Annotated in this window: 18 protein-coding genes; 10 read left to right on the top strand and 8 right to left on the bottom strand. The window is 68.4% G+C overall.

Annotated features, from left to right (window positions below; translation table 11 throughout):
* Positions 1-8: 8 nt before the first annotated feature.
* From rnr to rpmG, 4 genes are all read left to right on the top strand, one after another.
* Positions 9-2,282 (top strand): ribonuclease R, encoded by a 2,274-nt coding sequence (gene rnr, locus QNJ30_05895; GenBank protein MDJ0942973.1) that lies wholly within the window; start codon positions 9-11, stop codon positions 2,280-2,282.
* Between the two features lie 235 nt (positions 2,283-2,517).
* A complete protein-coding gene (locus QNJ30_05890) occupies positions 2,518-4,065 on the top strand; it encodes a S41 family peptidase (protein ID MDJ0942972.1) in 1,548 nt (515 codons plus the stop codon).
* An 8-nt stretch (positions 4,066-4,073) separates the two neighbouring features.
* Entirely contained in the window at positions 4,074-4,703 is a 630-nt protein-coding gene (locus QNJ30_05885) for an NUDIX domain-containing protein (GenBank protein MDJ0942971.1), read from the top strand.
* Between the two features lie 60 nt (positions 4,704-4,763).
* Positions 4,764-4,931: a 50S ribosomal protein L33 gene (gene rpmG, locus QNJ30_05880; protein ID MDJ0942970.1), complete on the top strand. Its 168-nt coding sequence runs from the start codon at positions 4,764-4,766 to the stop codon at positions 4,929-4,931.
* Positions 4,932-5,023: 92 nt separating this feature from the next.
* On the opposite strand, the gene QNJ30_05875 is transcribed toward rpmG, so the two are convergent.
* Together QNJ30_05875 and QNJ30_05870 are read right to left on the bottom strand one after the other, a co-directional pair.
* A complete protein-coding gene (locus QNJ30_05875; GenBank protein MDJ0942969.1) occupies positions 5,024-6,439 on the bottom strand; it encodes a PleD family two-component system response regulator in 1,416 nt (471 codons plus the stop codon).
* A 23-nt stretch (positions 6,440-6,462) separates the two neighbouring features.
* On the bottom strand, positions 6,463-6,840 hold the full coding sequence (locus QNJ30_05870; protein MDJ0942968.1) for a response regulator: 378 nt from the start codon (positions 6,838-6,840) through the stop codon (positions 6,463-6,465).
* 228 nt (positions 6,841-7,068) lie between these two features.
* Here QNJ30_05870 and QNJ30_05865 point away from each other — a divergent pair, with 228 nt between their 5' ends.
* A complete protein-coding gene (locus tag QNJ30_05865; protein ID MDJ0942967.1) occupies positions 7,069-8,013 on the top strand; it encodes an ROK family protein in 945 nt (314 codons plus the stop codon).
* Entirely contained in the window at positions 8,010-9,287 is a 1,278-nt protein-coding gene (locus QNJ30_05860) for a DNA polymerase IV (GenBank protein MDJ0942966.1), read from the top strand. The genes QNJ30_05865 and QNJ30_05860 overlap by 4 nt, the downstream gene beginning before the upstream one ends.
* 69 nt (positions 9,288-9,356) lie before the next feature.
* Here the strand turns inward: QNJ30_05860 and QNJ30_05855 are convergent, their stop codons facing one another.
* On the bottom strand, positions 9,357-10,172 hold the full coding sequence (locus tag QNJ30_05855) for a DUF1849 family protein (protein ID MDJ0942965.1): 816 nt from the start codon (positions 10,170-10,172) through the stop codon (positions 9,357-9,359).
* A 326-nt stretch (positions 10,173-10,498) separates the two neighbouring features.
* Between QNJ30_05855 and QNJ30_05850 the strand changes: the two genes are divergently transcribed.
* On the top strand, positions 10,499-11,206 hold the full coding sequence (locus QNJ30_05850; protein MDJ0942964.1) for a GGDEF domain-containing protein: 708 nt from the start codon (positions 10,499-10,501) through the stop codon (positions 11,204-11,206).
* A gap of 221 nt (positions 11,207-11,427) precedes the next feature.
* On the top strand, positions 11,428-11,901 hold the full coding sequence (locus QNJ30_05845; GenBank protein MDJ0942963.1) for a DUF6505 family protein: 474 nt from the start codon (positions 11,428-11,430) through the stop codon (positions 11,899-11,901).
* Between the two features lie 13 nt (positions 11,902-11,914).
* On the opposite strand, the gene QNJ30_05840 is transcribed toward QNJ30_05845, so the two are convergent.
* From QNJ30_05840 to aspS, 3 genes are all read right to left on the bottom strand, one after another.
* Complete coding sequence (locus QNJ30_05840) at positions 11,915-12,946, bottom strand: agmatine deiminase family protein (GenBank protein MDJ0942962.1); 1,032 nt, start codon at positions 12,944-12,946, stop codon at positions 11,915-11,917.
* A gap of 146 nt (positions 12,947-13,092) precedes the next feature.
* Positions 13,093-13,611, bottom strand: a complete 519-nt coding sequence (locus QNJ30_05835; protein MDJ0942961.1) for a hypothetical protein — start codon at positions 13,609-13,611, stop codon at positions 13,093-13,095.
* A 131-nt stretch (positions 13,612-13,742) separates the two neighbouring features.
* A complete protein-coding gene (gene aspS, locus QNJ30_05830; GenBank protein ID MDJ0942960.1) occupies positions 13,743-15,545 on the bottom strand; it encodes an aspartate--tRNA ligase in 1,803 nt (600 codons plus the stop codon).
* 222 nt (positions 15,546-15,767) lie between these two features.
* Between aspS and rnd the strand changes: the two genes are divergently transcribed.
* A complete protein-coding gene (rnd, locus tag QNJ30_05825; protein MDJ0942959.1) occupies positions 15,768-16,931 on the top strand; it encodes a ribonuclease D in 1,164 nt (387 codons plus the stop codon).
* Between the two features lie 136 nt (positions 16,932-17,067).
* On the opposite strand, the gene QNJ30_05820 is transcribed toward rnd, so the two are convergent.
* Entirely contained in the window at positions 17,068-18,594 is a 1,527-nt protein-coding gene (locus tag QNJ30_05820; protein MDJ0942958.1) for a Ppx/GppA family phosphatase, read from the bottom strand.
* 9 nt (positions 18,595-18,603) lie between these two features.
* Entirely contained in the window at positions 18,604-20,715 is a 2,112-nt protein-coding gene (locus tag QNJ30_05815; GenBank protein MDJ0942957.1) for an RNA degradosome polyphosphate kinase, read from the bottom strand.
* A 265-nt stretch (positions 20,716-20,980) separates the two neighbouring features.
* Here QNJ30_05815 and QNJ30_05810 point away from each other — a divergent pair, with 265 nt between their 5' ends.
* Positions 20,981-21,496: a histidine phosphatase family protein gene (locus QNJ30_05810; protein MDJ0942956.1), complete on the top strand. Its 516-nt coding sequence runs from the start codon at positions 20,981-20,983 to the stop codon at positions 21,494-21,496.
* The last annotated feature ends 25 nt before the right edge of the window (positions 21,497-21,521 follow it).

Below are 21,521 nucleotides of genomic sequence, written 5' to 3'. Positions count from 1 at the left end.
GCCCTGGCGTGGCCGCCGCGAAGCGCCAGCCGGCGCCCTTTCCGAGCAAGGACGAGGTCCTCGCCTTCATCCGCGAGCAAGACGGCCGGGTCGGCAAGCGCGAGATCGCCCGCGCCTTCCAGCTGAAGGGCCAGCAGCGCATCGCGCTCAAGGCCCTGCTCAAGGAGCTGGCCGCCGAAGGCCACATCGAGCGCGACCGCAAGCGCCGGGTCGTCGCTCCGGGCCGCCTGCCCTCGGTCACCGTGATCGAAGCGATCGGCCGCGACCCGGACGGCGAGTTGCTCGGCCGCCCGGCCGGCTGGAGCCACGACGCCCCGCCGCCGACGATCTACATCGCCCCCTTCCCCGGTGGCCATCCCAGCCTGGGCGAGGGCGAGCGCGTCCTGGCCCGCCTTAAGGCAGTCGGCGAGGGCCTCTACGAGGCCCGGCCCATGCGCGTGGTCGGCGCCGCGCCGCGCCGGGTCCTTGGGATCTACCGCCCCAAGGTCGCCGAAGGCCGCCTGGTGCCGACCGACAAGCGGGCCAAGCGAGAGTTCGTGCTGCGGCCCGAGGACGCCGGCGGCGCCAGGAACGGCGACCTGGTCCTGGCCGAGCTGCTGCGCGGCGGCAACCGCCTGGGCCTGCCGCAGGTCCGGGTCGTCGAGCGGCTCAGCGGCCCGGGCTCATTGAGCCTGATCTCGCTCTTCGAGCACGGCATCCCGATCGACTTTCCCAAGGACGCCCTGAAGCAGGCCGAGACCGCCGGGCCGCCCTCCTTGGGCGAGCGCGAGGACCTCCGGCAGATCCCGCTGGTCACCATCGACGGCGAAGACGCCCGCGACTTCGACGACGCGGTCTGGGCCGCCCCGGAGTCCGGAAGAGGCGCGTCGGGCAGAGGCGGGGGCTGGCGGGTCCTGGTCGCGATCGCCGACGTGGCCCACTACGTGACCGCTGACAGCCCCCTCGACCGCAGCGCCCGGGAGCGCGGCAACTCGGTCTACTTCCCCGACCGGGTGGTCCCCATGCTGCCGGAGGCGCTCTCCAACGGCTGGTGCTCGCTGCGGCCCAAGGAGGAGCGTGGCTGCCTGGCGGTGGAGATGAGGCTCGACTCCCAGGGCCGCATCAAGACGCACAGGTTCTTCCGCGGCCTGATGCGCTCCGCCGCCCGCCTGACCTACACCCAGGTCCAGGCGGCGATCGACGGCCGGCCTGACGAGACCACCGCGCCCCTGCTGGACGAGGTCATCAAGCCGCTCTACGGCGCCTACGCGGCGCTTCTGCGGGCGCGCGAGCGGCGCGGCACCCTGGACCTGGACTTGCCCGAGCGGCGGGTCATGCTCGATGCCAAGGGCCGGGTCGCCGCGATCGAGGCACGCGAGCGGCTGGACAGCCACCGCCTGATCGAGGAGTTCATGATCGCCGCCAACGTCGCCGCGGCGGAGACCCTGGAATCGCGCCAGCGCCCCTGCCTTTACCGGGTCCACGACGGCCCGGACCCGGTCAAGGTAGAGGCCCTGCGGCAGTTCCTGGAGACCCTGGACCTGCGCCTGGCCCGCGGCCAGGTGCTGCGGCCGAAGCTCTTCACCCGGTTGCTGGAGCAGGTCCGCGGCGGCGCCGAGGAGCCTCTGGTCAACGAACTGGTCCTGCGCTGCCAGAGCCAGGCGGCCTACAGCCCGCGCAACCTCGGCCACTTCGGCCTGGCGCTGACCCGCTACGCCCACTTCACCTCGCCGATCCGGCGCTATGCCGACCTGCTGGTGCACCGCTCGCTGATCTCGGCCCTGGGACTGGGCAGGGACGGCCTGCCGGGCGAGCAGGCGGCGGCCTTCACGGAGATCGGCGCGCACATCTCGTCGACCGAGCGCCGGGCCGCGGCGGCCGAGCGCGACGCCGTGGACCGCTTCACCGCTGCCTTCCTGGCCGAACGGGTCGGCGAGGCCTTCTCGGGCCGGATCAGCAGCGTCACCCGCTTCGGCCTCTTCGTCTCGCTCGACGAGAGCGGCGCCGACGGGCTGGTGCCGATCAGCGCGCTGCCGGACGACTATTACGAGCACGACGAGGCCGGGCACTGCCTGGTCGGCCAGCGCTGGGGCCGGGTCTACAACCTCGGCGACCGGGTCGCCCTCCGCCTGGTCGAAGCCAGCCCAGTAACCGGAGGGCTTATCTTGCATATCGCTGAAGACTCCGCCGCCGCCGACGCCGGAAGAGGGCGGACAAACCATACAATTCGGAAAGGACAACCCAAGAAGAGACCAGTCAAACAAGCCAGGAACAACACCAGAGTCCGACGCCGTCGCGGATGATTTCCTGAATCCCTGCCGGCGATGGCCTTAGACTTATTTTGGATTTATTAATATTTTAGCTTAACCATACATAACACTGGTAAGACTTTTTTTACCAGTTTAGTATCGCTCCCAACGCCCAAGCAACGAGGCGCTTCAGGGTTTTAGGCGCCCAGAATCAAGGGAGGCGGAGGTCCGGGTGATGGTCGAGAGGTACTCTGACGCTGCACTTTGGCGACTTGCCAGACGGGCCACCATGGCCACCGTCGTTCCGATGGCCCTCCTGGCAGCCGCCTGCGTCGCGAGCCAGGAAGAAGGTCGGAGCTTCAGCACGACCAGCGCCACGCGCCTCTTCTCGACCGGCTACAAGGACATAAACGAGGTCTACATCGACGAGGTCTCGATGCCGGACCTCGTGATCTCCGGACTTTCGAAACTCTCGCGCATCGATCCCAAGTTCAGCATCCTGCGCCAGGATTCGACCGTGACCGTCGCGGTCGACGGCACCGTCGCGCAGAGCTTCCCGGCGCCGCGGCAGGAAGACATCGACGCCTGGGGCGATCTTACCGCGGCGGCGCTGGACATCGGACTGACCCATTCGCGCCGCCTGGGCAGCGAGGGCAGCGCCTCGCTCTACGAGACCGTATTCGACGGGGTGCTCGGCGACCTGGACGGCTTCTCCCGCTATGCCGGCCGCGAGGAGGCCCGGAACAACCGCGCCAGCCGCGAGGGCTTCGGCGGCATCGGTGTGCGGATCCGCGTCGTCGACGAAGGCGTGCGCATCCTCAACGTCATGGAGAACACCCCGGCCGAGCGCGCCGGCCTGCGCGACGACGACATCATCGTGGCGATCAACGGCGAAACGGCGGTCGGCCTGACCCAGCGCGAGATCGTGCAGCGCCTGCGGGGGCCGATGCGCTCTTCGGTCAACGTGACCGTAAGGCGCCCGGACCGCAGCGACTCGCTCAGCCTGGACATCAAGCGCGGCCATATCGTGCCGCAGACCATCACCTACAAGCTCAAGGGCAAAGTGGCCTACATCAAGATCGCCGGCTTCAACCAGAACACAACGCGGATGCTGCGCCTTAAGCTGATCGAAGCCCGCGACGACCTGGGCGACGGGCTGGCCGGCTACGTTCTGGACTTGCGGGGCAATCCGGGCGGGCTGCTCGATCAGGCGGTCGAGGTCTCCGACCTCTTCGTCACCAAGGGCCGGCTTGTTTCAACTCACGGCCGTCACCCGGACAGCCACCAGTACTTCGAGGCCGAGCCGGACGACGAGGCCGCGGGCAAGCCGGTCGTGGTCCTGATCAACGGCAACTCCGCCTCGGCCTCCGAGATCGTGGCCGCGGCCCTGCAGGACAGCGGCCGGGCGGTCCTGATCGGCAGCAACTCCTATGGCAAGGGGACCGTGCAGACGGTCCTGCGGCTGCCCAACGACGGCGAGCTGACCTTGACCTGGGCGCGGTTCCACGCCCCTTCGGGCTATGCCCTGGACAAGCGGGGCGTACTGCCGGACATCTGCATCGAGGACGACGGCAAGACCGCTGAAGAGATCATTGCCGGGCTGCGCCGGGGCCTGAACACGATCTCGCCGGCGGTCCGCCAGGTCAGCATCGACCCGGGCGACTCGCCGGCCCTGAACGCCCTGAGGGCGCGCTGTCCGGCGCGCGAGGGCACGGACGAGGTCGATGTCGAGGTGGCGATCGGACTGCTGTCCGACCGCACGCTCTATCGGGAAGCGATTGCCGGCGGCAGGACCGGCAGCAAGACCAGGCAGTCCGGCCAGGTCATCTTCAACTGAGCGACAGCGTGCAGCGGCCGCGGGTTGTCTCCCGGCCGCGCGACGCGGCTTCGCTGGTCCTGCTGCGCCGGACCGAGGCGGGTCCGGAAGTCCTGCTCGGCCGGCGGCCGGCTTCGTCCCGCTTCATGCCTGAGGTCTACGTCTTTCCCGGCGGTGCTTTGGAGCCCGAGGACCGGCAGGACTCCGGCCTGCCGGAAAGCTTCGCCACCCTGCCACAAGGGACCGATGCCGCGACCGCGTCGCTCCACCCGGCCCTGGTGCGCTGCGCCCTGCGGGAGCTGCACGAGGAGACCGGCCTGCTGCTGACCGACGGCACCCTGCCCGGCCCGGTCAGCGCTTCGTCGGCGGTCTGGTCGCGCTACCGATCCGCGGCCCGGCGACCCGCCTTTCGGGGCCTCTCCCTGGTCTTCAGAGCGGTCACGCCGCCCGGCCCGCCGCTCCGCTTCGACACCCGCTTCTTCCGTGCCGACGGAGTCGCCGTCGAGGGCCGGCTGAGGGGGTCCGGGGAGTTGGAGGACCTAGCCTGGCGGCCCCTGGCGGCTTTGGACGGCCTGCCTCTGCGACGGGTGACCCACGCCGCCCTCGCGGCGGCCCTGGCCGGGGCCGGCGGCCCGGGAACGGCGACAGGCGAGGCTTGACTCGGCCTGCCGAGGCACTATCGTGCGGCCCGTCCAGAACGCTCGCAGCAGGAAAACGCCATGGCCAAGCCCAATTCGATCCTGATCAAGATGGTCAGCACGGCGGACACGGGCTACTACTACGTGACCAAGAAGAACGCCCGCACCAAGACCGAGAAGATGGAGCTGCGCAAGTACGACCCGGTCGCGCGCAAGCACGTCTTGTTCAAGGAATCCAAGATGAAGTGATCCCGCAGCGGATCGCGAAGCCTGAGCAAGGGCTGCCCTTTGGGTGGCCCTTTGTCGTTTCCCGCCGGGGTCGTTTCCCGCCGGGCCGGCCGTCAGCCGGTCGAGGCGAGCGGGCTCTCGGCTTCCGTGGCGCTCCCGAGTTCGGCCGAGATGGCCCGGTTGCGGCCGTCGCTCTTGGCCTGATACAGCGCCCGATCGGCGCGTTCGAGGAGGCTGTCCGCCGTCTCGTTCGGATCGGAAGCGGTGGTCACGCCCATCGACACCGTCACCTCCAGGGGTGCCTCCAGACCTTCGACCTCGAAGGCTTCTCCGGCCACGCGGGCGCGCAGCCGGTCGGCCACCCGCAGGGCGATCTCGGCATTGGTGTCGGGCATGATGACCACGAACTCCTCGCCGCCGTAGCGGGCCACCAGATCGAAGCTGCGCAGGTTGTTGCTGACCCTCGCGGCCAGCGCCTTCAGGACCTGATCGCCGGCGCCGTGGCCATAGGTGTCGTTGATCGCCTTGAAGTGGTCGATGTCGAAGAGGATCACCGAGACGGGCTTTTCCGCCGTGGCGATCTCCATGATCTTCCGATCCAGATGGGCGGACATGTAGCGACGGTTGTAGACCCCCGTGAGCGGGTCGGTGAAGGCCATGTTCACCGACTGCTGCAGGTTGAGGCGCAGACGGTGATGATAGCGGTGGCGCCGGATCTGGGTGCGCACCCGGGCCAGCAGCTCGCCACGGTCGACCGGCTTGATCAGGTAGTCGGTGACGCCGATGTCCAGGCCCTTGGCCAGCTGCGGCAGGTCGAGATCGTCCAGCAGCAACAGGATCGGCACGTGGCGGGTCTGTTCGTTGGAGCGGAATTGGGAGCAGAACCTCAGGCCGTCCTCGCCGCCGACGTGGAGGTTCACGATGACCAGATCGAAGTCGCCGTCCCGACCCCGGGTCAAGCCCTCGCTCGTGGTCGCCGCGCGTTCGGTTGTGCAGCCGCTTTCGCCGAGATAGCGGGCCAGGCGGTCGGCCATCATCTCGTTGTTCTCGACGATCAGGACCCGGGCATCCCGGGGATCATCGTCGTCGGCGTAGTCAGCTTCGAAGACCCCGAGATCGCCGGAAGTCTCCTGGCGCAGCCGCAGCTCGTCGGTCATCATCTTGAGCCGCAGCAGCGAGCGGACCCGGGCGAAGAGCGCGATGTCGTTGACCGGCTTGGACAGGAAGTCGTCGGCACCGGATTCCAGGCCTCGGACCCGGTCCGGCACCTCGCTCAAGGCCGTGACCATGACCACCGGGATATGCCGGGTCTTGGTCGATTCCTTGAGCCGCTGACAAACCTCGAAGCCGTCCATCCCCGGCATCATGATGTCGAGCAGAATGATGTCGGGCAGCTGGTCTTCGGCGACCTCGAGCGCCGAGAGGCCGTCGCTGGCCGTGAGCACGTCGAAGTACTCGGCCGCCAGCTTCGTCTCCAGAAGCTTGACGTTGGCGGGTACGTCGTCGACGACCAGTATCCGCGCCGTCATGACCGGAGACCCTGCACTTCAGCTCAATTCAGGAAACGGCCAACGGTTTCAAGGAAGTTCGCCACGGAGATCGGCTTGGCAATATAGGCCTCGCAACCGCCTTCGCGGATCTTCTCTTCGTCGCCCTTCATGGCAAAGGCCGTGACGGCCACCACCGGAATCGACTTGAGATCGTCGTCTTCCTTGATCCACTTGGTCACTTCCAGGCCGGAGACCTCCGGCAGCTGGATGTCCATCAGTATCAGGTCGGGGCGATGCTCGCGGGCCATGCGCAGCGCCTCCATGCCGTCCTTGGTCTGGAGGATGTTGTAGCCATGGGCCTCCAGAAGATCGTGAAAGAGCTTCATGTTTAGGTCATTGTCTTCCACGACCAGGACCGTCTTGCCGTTATCGTCGTTCATGGCGGGCGCCTTGAGTGGTCCGTGCGATGATCGAGTGGCTGACATTGTTTACCATTTTCAGCCCAAGGCATAAAACCTCGATTGCCCCAAGCGGGCCGCGGAGGCGCCCCTTAGTGCCTTTATGCTTTACCCTGTATCATCTAAGGCTCCGGAGTTAAATATTGGTAAGGACTAGATATTCTGGGGGTTGTAGAGGGCGGAGGCCGGACCCGTAGGGCGGATCGAGGGATGCAGATCGGCATCGACCTGGGAGGCACCAAGATCGAGGCGGCAGCGCTGGACGGCGGCGCCGGCATGCGGCTGCGCCGCCGCCGGCCGAGCCCGCAGGGCGACTATCCGGGCACGATCCGGGCGATCCGGGACCTGGTCCGGGGCCTGGAGGCCGAGCTCGGCGCGCCCGGCAGCGTCGGGGTCGGGATCCCGGGCACGGTCTCGCCGCACAACGGCCTGGTGAAGAACGCCAACGCGACCTGGATCATCGGCCAGCCCCTGGACCGGGACCTGGCCGAGGCCCTCGGCCGGCCGGTCCGGGTCGCCAACGACGCCAATTGCTTCGCCCTTTCGGAGGCGGTCGACGGCGCCGCCGCAGGGGCCCAGGTCGTCTTCGGCGTGATCCTCGGGACCGGGGTTGGCGGGGGCCTGGTGGTCCGGCAGCAGCCACTTGTCGGCCCCCACGCCATCGCCGGCGAGTGGGGCCACAACCCCCTGCCCTGGCCCGCAGACGAGGAACGGCCGGGCCCCGCGTGCTACTGCGGCAAGCGCGGCTGCATCGAGACCTTCCTGTCCGGGCCGGGGCTGAGCCGGGACCACGCCATTGCGACGGGCGAGACAATCTCCGTCGAGGAGATCGCCGCCCGCGCCGCGGCCGGGGAAGAGGCCGCGGCGGCCAGCCTGGCGCGCTACGCCGGGCGGCTGGCCCGCGGCCTCGCCACCGTCATCAACCTGGCCGACCCGGACGCGGTGGTCCTGGGCGGCGGCCTGTCAAATCTGGAGCGGCTCTATGCCGAGCTGCCCAAGCGTCTGCAGGACTACGTCTTCTCCGACGTCTGCACCACGCCCGTGGTCGCCGCGAAGCACGGCGATTCTAGCGGGGTCCGCGGCGCGGCCTGGCTCTGGCGGCCGGAGGAGCTGCCCATCGCGCTCGGCGGCGCCGAGGGCTCCGGATTCCCATGACCGCGCTCTGCCGGGACTGCGGCGCGCTCCGGGAGGCCCCGGTGGCGCAGCGCTGCCCGGACTGCGCCTCGCCGCGCCTGGCGAGCCACCCGGAGCTGGGGCGCCTGGCGATCGCGCATATCGACTGCGACGCCTTCTACGCCAGCATCGAGAAGCGCGACCGGCCTGAGCTCGCCGAGCGGCCGGTGATCGTCGGCGGCGGCCGGCGCGGCGTGGTCTCGGCCTGCTGCTACGTCGCCCGGCTCTATGGCGTGCGCTCCGCCATGCCCATGTTCAAGGCGCTGAAGGCCTGTCCGGACGCCGTGGTGATCCGGCCCGACATGGCCAAGTACCAGGAGGCCGGCTTGGCGATCCGCCGGATGATGGAGGAGGTCACGCCCCTGGTCGAGCCGCTGTCGATCGACGAGGCCTTCCTCGACCTCTCCGGGACCGAGGCCCTGCACGGCGGCCCGCCGGCCCGGACCCTGGCGCTGCTGGCCCTCAGGATCGAGGCGGCCTTCCAGATCACCGCCTCGATCGGCCTCAGCTACAACAAGTTCCTGGCCAAGGTGGCCTCGGACCTGGACAAGCCCCGGGGCTTCGCCGTGATCGGCGAGGCCGAGGCCGAGGGCTTTCTGGCCGAGCAGCCGGTGAGCCTTCTCTGGGGCGTCGGCAAGGCCCTGCGCAGGGCCCTCGAGCGCGACGGGATCACCAGGATCGGTCAGCTCCGCCAATACGAGGAGGCCGAGCTGATCGCCCGCTACGGCGCGATCGGCGGCCGCCTGCACCGCTTCTCGCACGGCCGCGACGCCCGGCAGGTCGACCCGCGCGAGCCGGCCAAGAGCCTCTCGGCGGAGACCACCTTCGACCGCGACCTGGCCGCCCTCGACGCTTTGAGCGGGCGGCTCTGGCCGCTCTGCGAGAAGGTGTCCCGGCGGCTAAAGCGCAAGAACCTGGCCGGGCACAGCGTCACCCTGAAGCTCAAGACCGCCGAGTTCCGCTTGCTGACCCGAAGCCGGCGCCTGGACGCGCCGAGCCAGCTTGCCGAGGTGCTCTACGACGCCGCCCTGCCGCTGCTCACCAGGGAAGCCGACGGCCGGCGCTTCCGCCTGATCGGCATCGGCGCCGGCGACCTGGGGCCCGGAGACCTGGCGGATCCCCCGGACCTGCTCGACCCCGAGCGGACCCGACGCGGACGGGTCGAGGCGGCCATGGATCAGGTGCGCGATAAGCTGGGGCGCGATGCAATCCGCAAGGGCCGCGGCCTGCTCGGCAGCGACCGCCGGCCTTCCTAGAGCCGGATAACTTGAACTACTTCAATTGTATAGAGCGGCTCATCTGCGTTCGAAAGAACGCAGGCTGCTCTAGCAGGCCGGTGTCTCCAGCGGCTCGAGCTCTTCGAGGATGGCCCGGACCGAGAACTCCGGGAAATCAAGGACCAGCTCGTCGACAACGCCGTTGGCGTAGATCCGCAGGGCCTGCTCCTGTTCCGGCTCTGCGGCCTCGGGGCCGCCGAGGTCGAAGAAGGCGAGGCGCAGGCGCCACGACGCCTGGCCTTTGATCGATTCCAGTCCTTCGGGCACGCTGCTTTCCGGCTCCAAGGCTTCGACCAGGGCCGCCGAGATCCCGAAGAGGCCGCTCTCTCCGGAGCCGTCAAAGACCGTGCGCCACAGCGGCAAAGCCTTGGCGCGCACCGCCTCGATCAGGACCTGCGTGTGCTCGACCGGAAACAGGGTGCCGGCGGGCAGATCGACGCGCTTCTCCTCGGGCTGCGCGAAGGACCCTTGGCCGGCCTTGCCGGCGCCCTCGAGCTGCGCCCTGCCGCGGATCTCCTCGCTCGGACGGCCCGAGTAGAGATGCCGGATGAAGAAGCGATAGTTGAGGCCGTCCTTGGACTCCCAAGTGTTCAGCGTCAGGCCGAAGTCGGTCTCGTTGCCGTCGCCATAGCCGACCAGGATCCGCATTCGCTGTGCCACCGTCCAGGCGTCGCAGGCGTCCTGCCACTCGAAGTCCATGCGGCCGCTCACGTCGACGACGCTGCTGCCGCCCCGCAGCGCGGAAAGCTCCATGCGGTAGACCGCACGATGCGGAAGGATCTCGACCGCTTCGGCCAAGGCCTTGGCCGAGGGCGCCGCCCAAAGCGCGAGGCAGGCGAAGATCAGACGGCTGAATCTCGACACTGGCGACACGAGGCTCGGTCCCTGGTCCAATGAGCGCGTTGGCGCGGATACATTCAAGCCGCCCGGCCGGGGACGGCGGGGCGGCATCGCGTAGCGGCTAGATACAAGACCCGGCGGCCGATGGCAATGTCGGCCTCCGCCAAGGCCCAAGCGGAACGCCGGCTGCGCCGCGCCCGGCAGAGTCCGCCGGGCGCGGCCGCCGAGGATCCGGACCCGGCAGAATCTGCCCACCGCCCCAAATCAAACTCACTTTAAATCAAAACGTTGAACTTGGCATGGCTCTTGCTGCGAAGTCAGTCCGACCGTTTCATAGCGAGGCCGAGACCGTGCATCAGAACCTGCCCAACACCGCAGTCCACCTGGAGGATGACCTGGCCCCCTTGCGCGACGGACTGTCCCGCTTGCGCGAGCGGGCCGGTCGGCGCGACAGGGAGGTGCGTGGCCTGGTCGACCAGCTGATCCTGGCGACCGCCGAAGCCGAGCGCCGGATCAGCGAGCAGCGGGCGCGCATTTCCTATCTGGAAGGGCTGTCCAACAGCGACGAACTGACCGGTCTTCTGAACCGGCGCGGCTTTCACCTGGCGCTCGGCGCCGCCTTGGCCAGGGCCCAGCGGCATGGTGAGACCGGTATCCTCGTGCTCTGCGACCTGGACCGCTTCAAGGCGATCAACGACCGCCACGGGCACTTGGCTGGCGACCGCGTGCTTTGCAGCGTGGCCGCTTTGCTGCGCAAGGAGATCCGGCGCAGCGACGCGGTCGCCCGGATCGGCGGCGACGAGTTTGCGATCCTGATGAGCGACACCCGGCGCAGCCAGGCGGCCGACCGTCTGCTGCGCCTCGAGGCCCGGATCCGCGATCTCGAAGTCTCCTGGCAGTCCGGCCGGCTGCAGGCCTCGGCCAGCTTCGGCGCCGCCGCCTACAACGCCGGCTCGAGCGCCGAGGGCTTGCTGTTCCTTGCCGACCAGGCGCTCTATGCAGACAAGCGCCCGAAGCTGGTGCTCGGCGGCCTCGCGGCAGCGCCGCGTGCCAGTTAATCGCACAGCTCTGCCTATTTGGGGGAAGCAGGCGCCTGAAGCACGTCCGGCTTGCATCGGCGCTCCGAGGTCATATCTGATTAACCATGGCCCCTCCAATCCAGACGGCAGTCTCCCCTCGGCTTAAGGTCTTGCTCGCCGGCGCAACCTACGGGTTGCTGGTCGGGGTCTTTCTCGGCTGGCTGATCTGGGCCTAGGCGCCGCGCGGTTAGGGTGGCGGCATGCGCTTCCTGCGAACGCTGCGTCTCGACAACTCGGACCTGCAGGTCTTTGCGAAGGCCGCGGGTCCCGGGGAATGGGCGGTGCCCGGCAGCTTCGCCTTCGCCGATCTCGATCCCGGCCAGCTCACCGGAAAGGAGAAGCTAGCCCTCGCGAGCGGCTGGCTCGGCACCGAGAGCTTCGGGCGGTCGAGCCTGGTCGAGGTCGCCGAGATCGACGAGGCCGGCTTCTACGAGCTGGTCGAACGCTTGGCCCGGCACTTCGTCGAGGCCTACGGTGCGCCGAGCCTGGCCGCCGCCCTTCCGGCGGCGCGGGCCGAGGCGGACTACACCCTCGGGCTCAGCGACCACAAGCTGCACAGCCTGCTGGCCATCGAACGCGAGCCCGGCCCGGCAGGCCTGACCGAGCGGGTCCGGGTGATCCGGCCGGAACGGGCCGCCGACCACGCCAGAATCTGGGAGATCGAGCCGGAATAGCGCCGGCCGCCGCTCAGCCCTCCGCCAGAGGCGCCGGCTGCTGTTGGGTGATGCAGTGGATACCACCGCCGCCGTAGACGATCTCGAGGGCATCGATCTGGACGACCTCGCGGTCGGGAAAGGCCTGGCGCAGGATCTCGTAGGCCTTCTGGTCCGCCGGGTCCTCGAAGCCGGGCACCACTACGGCCCCGTTGGCGAGGTAGAAGTTGACGTAGGACGCCAGCAGGGGCGCGCCGCGGTGGTCCTCGAGGCTGGTCTGGGGCTGCGGCATCTCGACCACCTCCAGCGCCCGGCCGCGGGCATCCCGCGCCTCGCGCAGGCGTCTCAGGTTCTCGGCCAGGGCCGCGTGGTTGGGCGCGCTTTCCGGGCCGGGGTGCTGGGCCAGGACCACGCCGGGCGCGAGGAAGCAGGCCAGGTTGTCGACATGGCCGTCGGTCTCGTCGTCGAGGGGATCGCCGGACAGCCAGATCACCGTCTCGATCCCCAGGTGGCTGCGCAGCAGACCCTCGATCTCGTCCCGCCCGAGCTCCGGGTTGCGGTTCTCGTTGAGTAGGCATTGCTCCGTGGTCAGCAGCGTGCCCTCGCCGTCGACGTGGATGGCGCCGCCCTCCATCACCAGGGGCGCCGGGTAGCAGGGCAGCTCGAGCTGCTCCAGGATCCGGCGTGCCATCTGGGCGTCCTCGCCGTAGGGCTGGTACTTGCCGCCCCAGGCGTTGAAGACCCAGTCGATACCTGCGACCCCGCTCTTGCCATCGACGACGAAGGTCGGGCCGCTGTCCCGGGTCCAGGAATCGTCGTGGGCCAGCGATAGGCAGCTGACGCCGGGCCCGCAGCTGAGGCTGACCTCGGCCACGTCCTGTGGGTTGGCGATCATGGTCACCGGCTCGAAGCGCGAGATCTCCTTGGCGACCTCTGCATAGGCCTGCCTGACCGCCGAAAGCCGGTCGCCCCAAAGGTCCTCGCGGCAGGGCCAGGCCATCCAGCAGCGGGCATGGGGCGCCCATTCGGGCGGCATGAAGAAACCATCGTCAGCAGGAACTGTCATGGACGAAGCGTCGCGCCGTTGGTCCCGTGTCCAGCAAAGACTCCGCGGCCAAGCAACACCGCTAAAATCTTAGAGAATGCACAATCTATGATTGCAGTGCTTGTTTCAAGGCCGACTCTAGCGCGGCTCTGTCGTGCCGCAAGTGTCTATCTGTCCTGGTAGAAGCCGAAGCGGCGGTCCCAGTCGGACCCTTCAGGCGCCTCGCCGCCGGGCAGGAAGCCCGACAGGCTGCCCGCCGTCTGGGTCGCCCTGGGGTCGCGGAGGCCCGTGACCCGCTCGACCGCCTGGCCGTCGACAGCGCCATTCAGGGGATCTTCGGTCGGCAGGGTCTCGGCCAGCATGGGCCGTTCCGGATCGACGACCGTCGAGCCATCGGCCCGCAGAAACGCGGCGTCTGCGACGTTCGTGCCCGACTCCAGCGGCTGGAGGGCGACTTCGAGATCAGCCTCGGGATAACCGTTGCCGATCGGCCGGCAAATCTGGCCCTCCAGGGCGCGGATGATCTCGCAGTCCTCCTGAAGCACCAGGGAGAGACCGTGGTCCGTGGTGGTCTTGCCGGTGAAGAAATAGCTGACGCTGCTGAGCGCCATGTTCGCGAACGACGAAACCGGCGTTCCGCAAGCCGACAGCAGCATGCAGGCACAAAGAACGAAGGCGATCCGCATCCCTCTCCCCTCGCCCGAGACCCGCGTCCGCCCGGCGGCGGGCGAAGTCTTCCGGCAAGTCGGATTGTTGCGTCCGACCGCTTAAGAAAGTGCTTACGTTTGGGCCCAGCCGCGAAAAGCGACCCCGGACATCAACTCTCGCGCAGCTCCGGCGGCAGCTCGACGCGGATGTGCAGGTCCCGAAGCTGCTCCGACGTCGCCTCCGAGGGCGCGGCCATCATCAGGTCCTCGAACTGGCCATTCATGGCGAAGGCGTTGATTTCCCTCAGATTTGTCTCCTCGGCGAGCAGCATGACGATGCGGTCGATGCCGAAGGCGCAGCCGCCGTGGGGCGGCGCCCCGTACTGCATCGCGGTCAGCATGCCGCCGAAGCGCTCTTCCAGGACCTCGCGGCCGTAGCCGACCAGATGGAAGGCCCGCTCCATGATCTCAGGGTCGTGGTTTCGGATCGCCCCGGAACAGAGTTCGTTGCCGTTGCACACGCAGTCGTACTGATAGGCCAGGATCTCAAGCGGGTCCTGGGTGTTCACCGCCTTGAGACCGCCCTGGGGCATGGAGAAGGGGTTGTGCGAGAACTCGATCTTGCCGGTCTTCTCGTCCAGCTCGTACATCGGGAAGTCAACGATCCAGCAGAACTTGAAGCTGCCCTCTTCGCGAACGCCCATGTCGTCGCAGATCCGGTCGCGGGCCAGCCCGGCCATTGCGGCCGCCGCGCCCTCAAGGTCGCAGACGAAAAAGATCGCATCGCCTTCCTCCAGGCCGGCAGCCATCTTCATCGCCTCCTGGGCGGCGGCGGGCACGAACTTGGCGATCGGCCCCTTGCCCTCGCCGCCCTGGAACAGGATGTAGCCCAGCCCCGGCGCGCCCTGGCCCCGGGCCCAGTCGTTCAGCTTGTCGAAGAAGCTGCGCGGTCGCTCGCCGACCTGCGGCGCCCGGATCGCGCGGACCACACCGCCCTTCTTGATGATGGTCTTGAAGGCGTTGAACGCGACGTCGTCGCGGGCGAAGACTTCGGTGACGTCGACGATCTTCAAGGGGTTGCGCAGATCCGGCTTGTCGGTTCCGTAGGTCAGCATGGCCTCGCGGAAGGGGATCCGCGGGAAGGGCGCCCGGGTAACCCCGTGCCTGTTTCCGGTCCAGTCGGCGAACTCCTCGAAGACCCCGGCCAGCACCGGCTCCATGGTCGAGAAGACGTCGTCTTGCGTGACGAAGGACATCTCCACGTCGAGCTGGTAATGCTCGGCCAGACGGTTGGCCCGGCTGTCCTCGTCGCGGAAACAGGGGGCGATCTGGAAGTAGCGGTCGAAGCCGGACATCATCAGCAGCTGCTTGAACTGCTGCGGCGCCTGGGGCAGGGCGTAGAAGCGGCCGGGATGGAGCCGCGAGGGCACCAGGAAGTCGCGTGCGCCCTCCGGGCTGCTGGCGGTCAGGATCGGGGTCTGGAACTCCTGGAACCCGCCGTCCCACATGCGTCTGCGGATCGAGGCGACCACCGCGTTGCGCAGCCGGATCTTGCGCTGCATCTTGTCGCGCCGTAGGTCGAGGTAGCGATAGGTGAGCCGGGTCTCCTCCCCCGCATCCTCGTCCGAGTTGACCTGGAGCGGCAGGATCTCGGCCCGCGACTGGGCTTCGTAGGCATCGATCCGCAGCTCGACCTCGCCGGTCGGAAGCTTCGGATTTACGGTTTCGGCGCTGCGGGCGACGACGGGCCCGGTCACCGTCAGCACGCTCTCGACCCGCATGGCCTCCAGGCCCTCGAACAGCGGGCTCGAGACGTCGACCACGCACTGGGTCACGCCGTGATGATCCCGGAGATCGATGAACAGCAGCTGGCCGTGGTCCCGCTTGCTGTGAACCCAGCCGGACAGCCGGACGGTCTTTTCCACATGCTCAGGCCTGATCTCGCCACAGGTGTGGGTGCGGTAGGGATGCATCGCTCGGTCCCCGGGAATCTTGGGCTAAAGGTCGGCAATTTCGCAGCCCGGGCCAGCCTGCCGGACCGCCGGGAAAAGGCACCGATCCGGCGGCTTTGTCAAGGCCGGGGCCGGTCCCGACCAAGCCCTGCGGCCGGGGACCGATCCGACCTCGCCGTATCCGTTCCTCGGGCTCCCTCGGGGGCCTTTTCGACCCGACGGCTTCCGTGTATTAGGACGGCCATGACGGTGATCGCCGACAGCGCGGCACTGGCGGCTTTCTGCCAGCATCAAGCCGCCGCCGACTTCCTGGCCATCGATACGGAGTTCCTGCGGGACACGACCTATTGGCCCAAGCTCTGCCTGGTCCAGGTGGGCGCGGCCGAAGACGCCGTCGCGATTGACACCTTAGCCGAGGGCATGGACCTGGCGCCCCTGGGCGAGCTCCTGGCCAATCCCAAGGTCCTCAAGGTCTTCCATTCGGCCCGCCAGGACCTCGAGATTTTCTTCCACCTTTTCGGTCAGCTGCCCGCGCCGATCTTCGACACCCAGGTCGCCGCCATGGTCTGCGGTTTCGGCGAGTCCGTGTCCTACGACCGCCTGGTCTCGCAGATCGTCGGCGCGCGCCTGGACAAGGTCTCGCGCTTCGCGGATTGGTCGCATCGGCCCCTGACGCCGCGGCAGCTGGACTACGCCCTGGCCGACGTCATCCATCTGCGGCCGATCTACGCGCGCCTGAGCCGGCAGCTAAAAAAGTCCGGCCGGGCCGCCTGGCTGTCGGAGGAGATGGCGGTCCTGACCACGCCGGCGACCTACGCGCTGGAGCCCCAGGAGGCCTGGCGCAGGCTCAAGTCCCGCTCCAACGACCGGCGCTTCCTGGCCGTGCTCAAGGCCCTGGCCGCCTGGCGCGAGGTCGAGGCCCAGCGGCGCGACGTGCCGCGCAACCGTATCCTGCGCGACGAGCAGCTGCTGGACGTCGCCGCCCATACGCCCGCCGACGCCAAGGCCCTCGCCCGCACTCGCGGCCTCAGCCGGGACTTCGCCGAGGGCCGCATGGGGCGCGGCATCCTGGACGCGATCAAGGCCGGCCAGGCGATCCCGGCCGAGCAGCGTCCAAATTCGCCGCCGCGGCACGAGCGGATCTCGGGCCTGGGCCCGGTCGTCGATCTCCTGAAGGTGCTGCTGAAGGCCAAGTGCGAATCCCACGGCGTCGCCCAGAAGCTGGTCGCGAGCGTCGCCGACCTCGAGCTGATCGCCGCGGACGACGAGGCCGAGGTCCCCGCTCTCAGCGGCTGGCGCCGCGAGATCTTCGGCGCCGACGCCCTGCGGCTCAAGCACGGCGAGCTGGCTTTGACCATCCGGGATCGCGAGGTCCGCCTCGCCGAACCGGGGCAAAAGGCGACCTGAAGGCCCGGAGCCGCGCGAGAGCCCGCGCGTCTGGACGCCGGGTGCCTGCGGGTTGGGCCGGATCTGCCCGGTGATGCCGCGGACCGGCGGGAGATACTCCGCGTGACCCGAGTGATCGAGGTCGGATAGCCGACCTTCAGCTCCGGCCCTCGACAGCCTCCACGAGCTGGGCAAAGCGCCGTTCGACGACATTGCCCGTGGGTACGGGGCCGTCCTCGGGAAGGTGGAGCTGCAGACGGCCTTCCGCCCAGTAGAGATGGCAGTTGTGCAGCACCTCGACCGTGCCGGCCGACAGGGTATAGGCGAGCCGCAGGGCCAAGCCCAGAACTCTGGCACGTTCGGCGTCCTCCGGGCTCAGCAGAACCAGGAAGCCGGGGATCGCCTCGGAGCCGCCGTAGCGCCAGGCAACGGTCAGGGCGAGGAGCGCCCGCTCGCGGTGATCGGCAGCCAGGAAAGGCCACTGCAGGAGCCGGTGCAGCGCCCAGGACGCGCGGTAGTCCGGGTGCTCGCGCCAGGCCAGGTCGGAGAAGTAGCAGGCCGCCTCCCGCAGCCGAGCGTCGGCCTCGTTCTCGCCCTCGAAAAGCGGCGCCGACCAGGCGAAGAGCTCGGGCCCGAGATTCCCGAAGCGGTTGTCCCGCTCCATCACCTCGCGGGCCACTTCGAGCAGCGGATCCTTGGCACGCTCGGCCTTCGAGAGCCGGTTGTAGAGCCAGCCCTCGCGCAGGCCGTAGGCGGAGAAGACCACCTCTTGCGGGCAGAGCCGGCGCAGCAGGCGCCGGAGGATCAGCGCCGCCGGCGGCAGGGTTTCCAGCCGCCGCGATGTCACGCTCTTGATCCGGGCCAGGGACTCCTTGGTCTGGCGGGCGACCACCCGGGTGAGGTCCTCGAGTTCGGCGGTCGTCATGGTGTAGCCGTGGATGACCTTCAGGGGGTAGTCACGGCTTTCCATGCTGATCCGGGCCAGCGCACGCCAGGATCCGCCGACGGCGTAGAAGTGCGGCGCGATGCCGGGCTCCAGCCAGGGCAGCGAATCCAGCGCCTCCTCGATTCTCCGGCGCATGACCTTGCCGTCGCGCCCGGTCTCGCCGAGCAGCCGCAGGGGGCCCAGGGGCAGGGTCGCCAGCTCGGTGACCCGGCCGGAGTCGATCCGGACCAGCTCAAGGGAACCACCGCCCAGGTCACCCATGATCCCGTCGGCCAGAGGCGAGCCGGCAATGACACCCTCGGCCGAGTAGCGGGCCTCCTCCTCGCCCGTCAGGACCCTCGTCTCGAAGCCGGTGCGCTGCAGGACCTCGGCGACGAAGGCCGGCCCGTCCTCCGCCTCGCGCACGGCGGCGGTCGCCAGCATGGCGACCTCGTCCGCCTGCATTGCCGCGGCCAGTCTGGTGAAGCGCTCGAGGTTCTTGAGCGCCGACTCCACCCCCTCGGGGTTGAGGCGTCCGGTCTCCCCCAGGCCGCGCGCCAGCCCGCAAAGGACCTTTTCGTTGAAGATCGGAACCGGAACCCGCTGCGGTCCCTGGAAGGCGACGAGCCGGATCGAGTTGGAGCCGATGTCGATCACCGCGACCCGGCGCCGCGTGCGTCGCTGATTGCGGATCCCCGGTGACAGGATGGGCAGGCGCACCCTGGGTGCCAGCCCCTTGGGCTTTCGGACGCTGGACATCAAGGCGGATTAGGACTCTTTGAGCATGAGGCGGGGGGCCTTCTTCGCCGACTTTAGGGCGCTGCCGCGCCCGGACAGGCTGGGATTGGTCATGAAGTAGGTATGAATACTGAAACTCTCGGGGTCCCGCGGCAAGCGGCGATAGCTGCCGTCGGCATCCAGAACCCACGACTGCGCCTCGTCCTTGAGGTTGGCGATCATGATCTGCTCCACCACCTGCTGGTGGACGGTGGGGTTCTCGATCGGCACCAGGGTCTCGACCCGCCGGTCCAGGTTGCGCGGCATCCAGTCGGCGGAGGAGATGAAGACCTTGGCGGAACGGGACGGCAGGCCGTTCCCGGCGCCGAAGCAGACGATCCGGCTGTGCTCGAGAAAGCGCCCGATGATGCTTTTCACCGCGATGTTCTCCGAGAGGCCTGGGATGCCCGGCCGCAGGCAGCAGATGCCTCGCATCACGAGCTCGATCTGCACGCCGGCCTGGGAGGCCCGGTAGAGCGCGTCGATGATCTCGCCGTCGACCAGGGAGTTCATCTTGGCCCAGATCGCCGCCGGGCGCCCGGCCTCGGCGTGGCCGATCTCCTCGTCGATCAGGCGCAAGAGGGTCGGCCGCAGGGTGATCGGCGAGATCGCCAGCTTCTCCATGCGCTCCGGGCGGGCATAGCCGGTCATGTAGTTGAACAGCCGCGCCGCGTCGTGGCAGAGCGCCGGGTCACAGGTGAAGAACGACAGGTCGGTGTAGATCTTGGCCGTGATCGGGTGATAGTTGCCGGTCCCGTAGTGGACGTAGGAGTGCAGGGCATGGCTCTCGCGGCGCACGACCAGCGAGACCTTGGCATGGGTCTTCAGGTCGATGAAGCCGTAGACCACCTGCACCCCGGCACGCTCCAAGTTGCGCGCCCAGCGGATGTTGCTCGCCTCGTCGAAGCGGGCCTTGAGCTCGACCAGCGCGGTCACGCTCTTGCCGGCCTCCGCCGCCTCGGCCAGGGCGGCGACGATCGGCGAGTCCTCGCTGGTCCGGTAGAGCGTTTGCTTGATCGACACCACCGCCGGGTCCAGCGCCGCCTGGCGGATGAACTGCACCACGACGTCGAAGCTTTCGTAGGGATGATGAACGATGATGTCCTTGTCGCGGATCGCGGCGAAGCAGTCGCCGCCGAAGTCCCGGATCCGCTCGGGGAAGCGGATGTTGAAGGGGTCGAAGACCAGGTCGCGGCGGTCCTCGACGATCAGCTGCTTGATGTCCGAAAGACCCAGCATGCCGTCGAGGGCGTAGACGTCGGTCTCCTCGACGTCCAGCTCGTCGATGACGAAGGCGCGCAGGGACTCCGACATCTCGTCGTTGACCGAGAGCCGGATCACGCTGCCGCGGCGGCGGCGCTTCAGCGCCGTCTCGAAGACCCGCACCAGGTCCTCGGCCTCTTCCTCGATCTCGATATCGCTGTCGCGGACGACGCGGAAATAGCCCAGCTCCTCGACTTCGAAGCCCGGGAACATGCGGTCCAAGTGCAGCTCGACCACCTGCTCCAGCCGGATGAAGCGATGCGTCTCGCCCGGCAGGCGGATAAAGCGCTCCAGCTGGTGCGGCACCGGGATCAGGCCCGTGATGTGCTTCTCGTCCTCGCCCCGGTCCAGACGGATGACCATGCTGAAGCCGAGGTTGGGGATGAACGGAAAGGGATGCGAGGGATCGATGGCGATCGGGGTCAGGACCGGAAAAATCTCCTCGACGAAATAGCGGGCCAGCCAGGTCCGGTCCTTCTTTGTCAGCTCCTTCGGATCCAGGACCACGATGCCGGCCTCGCGCAGCGCCCCGCGCAGGCCGCGCCAACAGCGCTGCTGCTCCTGCATGAGCGCTGCGACCCTCGTGTTGATGGCGCTCAGCTGCTCGGCGGGGGTCATGCCTTCCTGGCTGGGGGTCTTGACCCCGGCCTGCTGCTGGCCCTTCAGGCCCGCGACCCGGACCATGTAGAACTCGTCCAGATTGCTGGCCGAGATCGACAGGAAGCGCAGTCGTTCGAGCAGCGGATGGGAGGGATTGTCAGCCTCCTCCATGACCCGCTCGTTGAAAGCCAGCCAGGACAGCTCCCGGTTGATGAAGCGATCGGGCGAATCCGCCGCGATCCGAGGCGGCTCGGCCGGGGCTCGGGAATCCCTGTCCCCGGGAACGGCCTTCTGGGCGCTGGATGTCTTGTCCACATTGTCTCCAGTTTTGCGGCGTTGCGACCGGGATCTGAACCTCGGGCCCTGACGCCCGCCATCTCGAGGGGTCACCTGAATTGATAGCCCATGGCGGCGCGCTTTGGAGGTTACATTTTGAGGCTAGCAAACTAGCCTCAAGCCCAGGCTTAGCAACCAAAGATTGGCCACTGGGAGGATCCTAGAGACAATGCCGACCCTCATGCTTCTGCGCCATGCCAAGTCGGACTGGAGCGATCCCGCCCTGGCCGACTTCGACCGGCCCTTGAACAAGCGCGGCCGCCGGGCCGCGCCTCTGATCGGCCGTCACCTGCGCAAGCAAGGCCTGATTCCGGACCTGGTCCTCTGTTCCTCGGCGCTGCGGGCAAGGCAGACCTGGGAATTGGTCTCGGCCGAACTCAAAGCCGAGGTCCCGATCAAGTTCCTGCGCAGCCTCTATCTGGCACCGCCAAGCCGGCTGCTCGCCACCGTTCAGCGCCAGCCCAAGAAGGTCGAGCGATTGATGATGGTCGGCCACAACCCGGGCATGGAGAACCTGGCGGCGCACTTGGCGGGCGGGGGCGACGCCAAGCTGCGGGCCCGGATGCGGGAGAAGTTCCCGACCGCGACCCTTGCCGTCCTGGGCTTCGCGGCCGAGGCCTGGGCCGGGGTTGCCGCCGGCGGCGGCGAGCTGCAGCGTTTCGTGGTCGCCCGGGACCTGGAGTAGCCGGCCGACGGCGCCCGGAAAGGCG

The sequence above is a fragment of the Kiloniellales bacterium genome (genome assembly GCA_030066685.1).
Lineage (GTDB): Bacteria > Pseudomonadota > Alphaproteobacteria > Kiloniellales > JAKSBE01 > JAKSBE01.
Note: the sequence above shows the minus strand (reverse complement) of the source record. Positions and strands in the feature narration are given on the sequence as shown.

Coding starts and splice junctions, on each gene's coding strand:
- QNJ30_05890 (MDJ0942972.1), top strand. CDS start 2,518: ATGGCCACCGTCGTTCCGATGGCCCTCCTGGCAGCCGCCTGCGTCGCG.
- rpmG (MDJ0942970.1), top strand. CDS start 4,764: ATGGCCAAGCCCAATTCGATCCTGATCAAGATGGTCAGCACGGCGGAC.
- QNJ30_05875 (MDJ0942969.1), bottom strand. CDS start 6,439: ATGACGGCGCGGATACTGGTCGTCGACGACGTACCCGCCAACGTCAAG.
- QNJ30_05870 (MDJ0942968.1), bottom strand. CDS start 6,840: ATGAACGACGATAACGGCAAGACGGTCCTGGTCGTGGAAGACAATGAC.
- QNJ30_05865 (MDJ0942967.1), top strand. CDS start 7,069: ATGCAGATCGGCATCGACCTGGGAGGCACCAAGATCGAGGCGGCAGCG.
- QNJ30_05860 (MDJ0942966.1), top strand. CDS start 8,010: ATGACCGCGCTCTGCCGGGACTGCGGCGCGCTCCGGGAGGCCCCGGTG.
- QNJ30_05845 (MDJ0942963.1), top strand. CDS start 11,428: ATGCGCTTCCTGCGAACGCTGCGTCTCGACAACTCGGACCTGCAGGTC.
- QNJ30_05840 (MDJ0942962.1), bottom strand. CDS start 12,946: ATGACAGTTCCTGCTGACGATGGTTTCTTCATGCCGCCCGAATGGGCG.
- QNJ30_05835 (MDJ0942961.1), bottom strand. CDS start 13,611: ATGCGGATCGCCTTCGTTCTTTGTGCCTGCATGCTGCTGTCGGCTTGC.
- aspS (MDJ0942960.1), bottom strand. CDS start 15,545: ATGCATCCCTACCGCACCCACACCTGTGGCGAGATCAGGCCTGAGCAT.
- rnd (MDJ0942959.1), top strand. CDS start 15,768: ATGACGGTGATCGCCGACAGCGCGGCACTGGCGGCTTTCTGCCAGCAT.
- QNJ30_05820 (MDJ0942958.1), bottom strand. CDS start 18,594: ATGTCCAGCGTCCGAAAGCCCAAGGGGCTGGCACCCAGGGTGCGCCTG.
- QNJ30_05810 (MDJ0942956.1), top strand. CDS start 20,981: ATGCCGACCCTCATGCTTCTGCGCCATGCCAAGTCGGACTGGAGCGAT.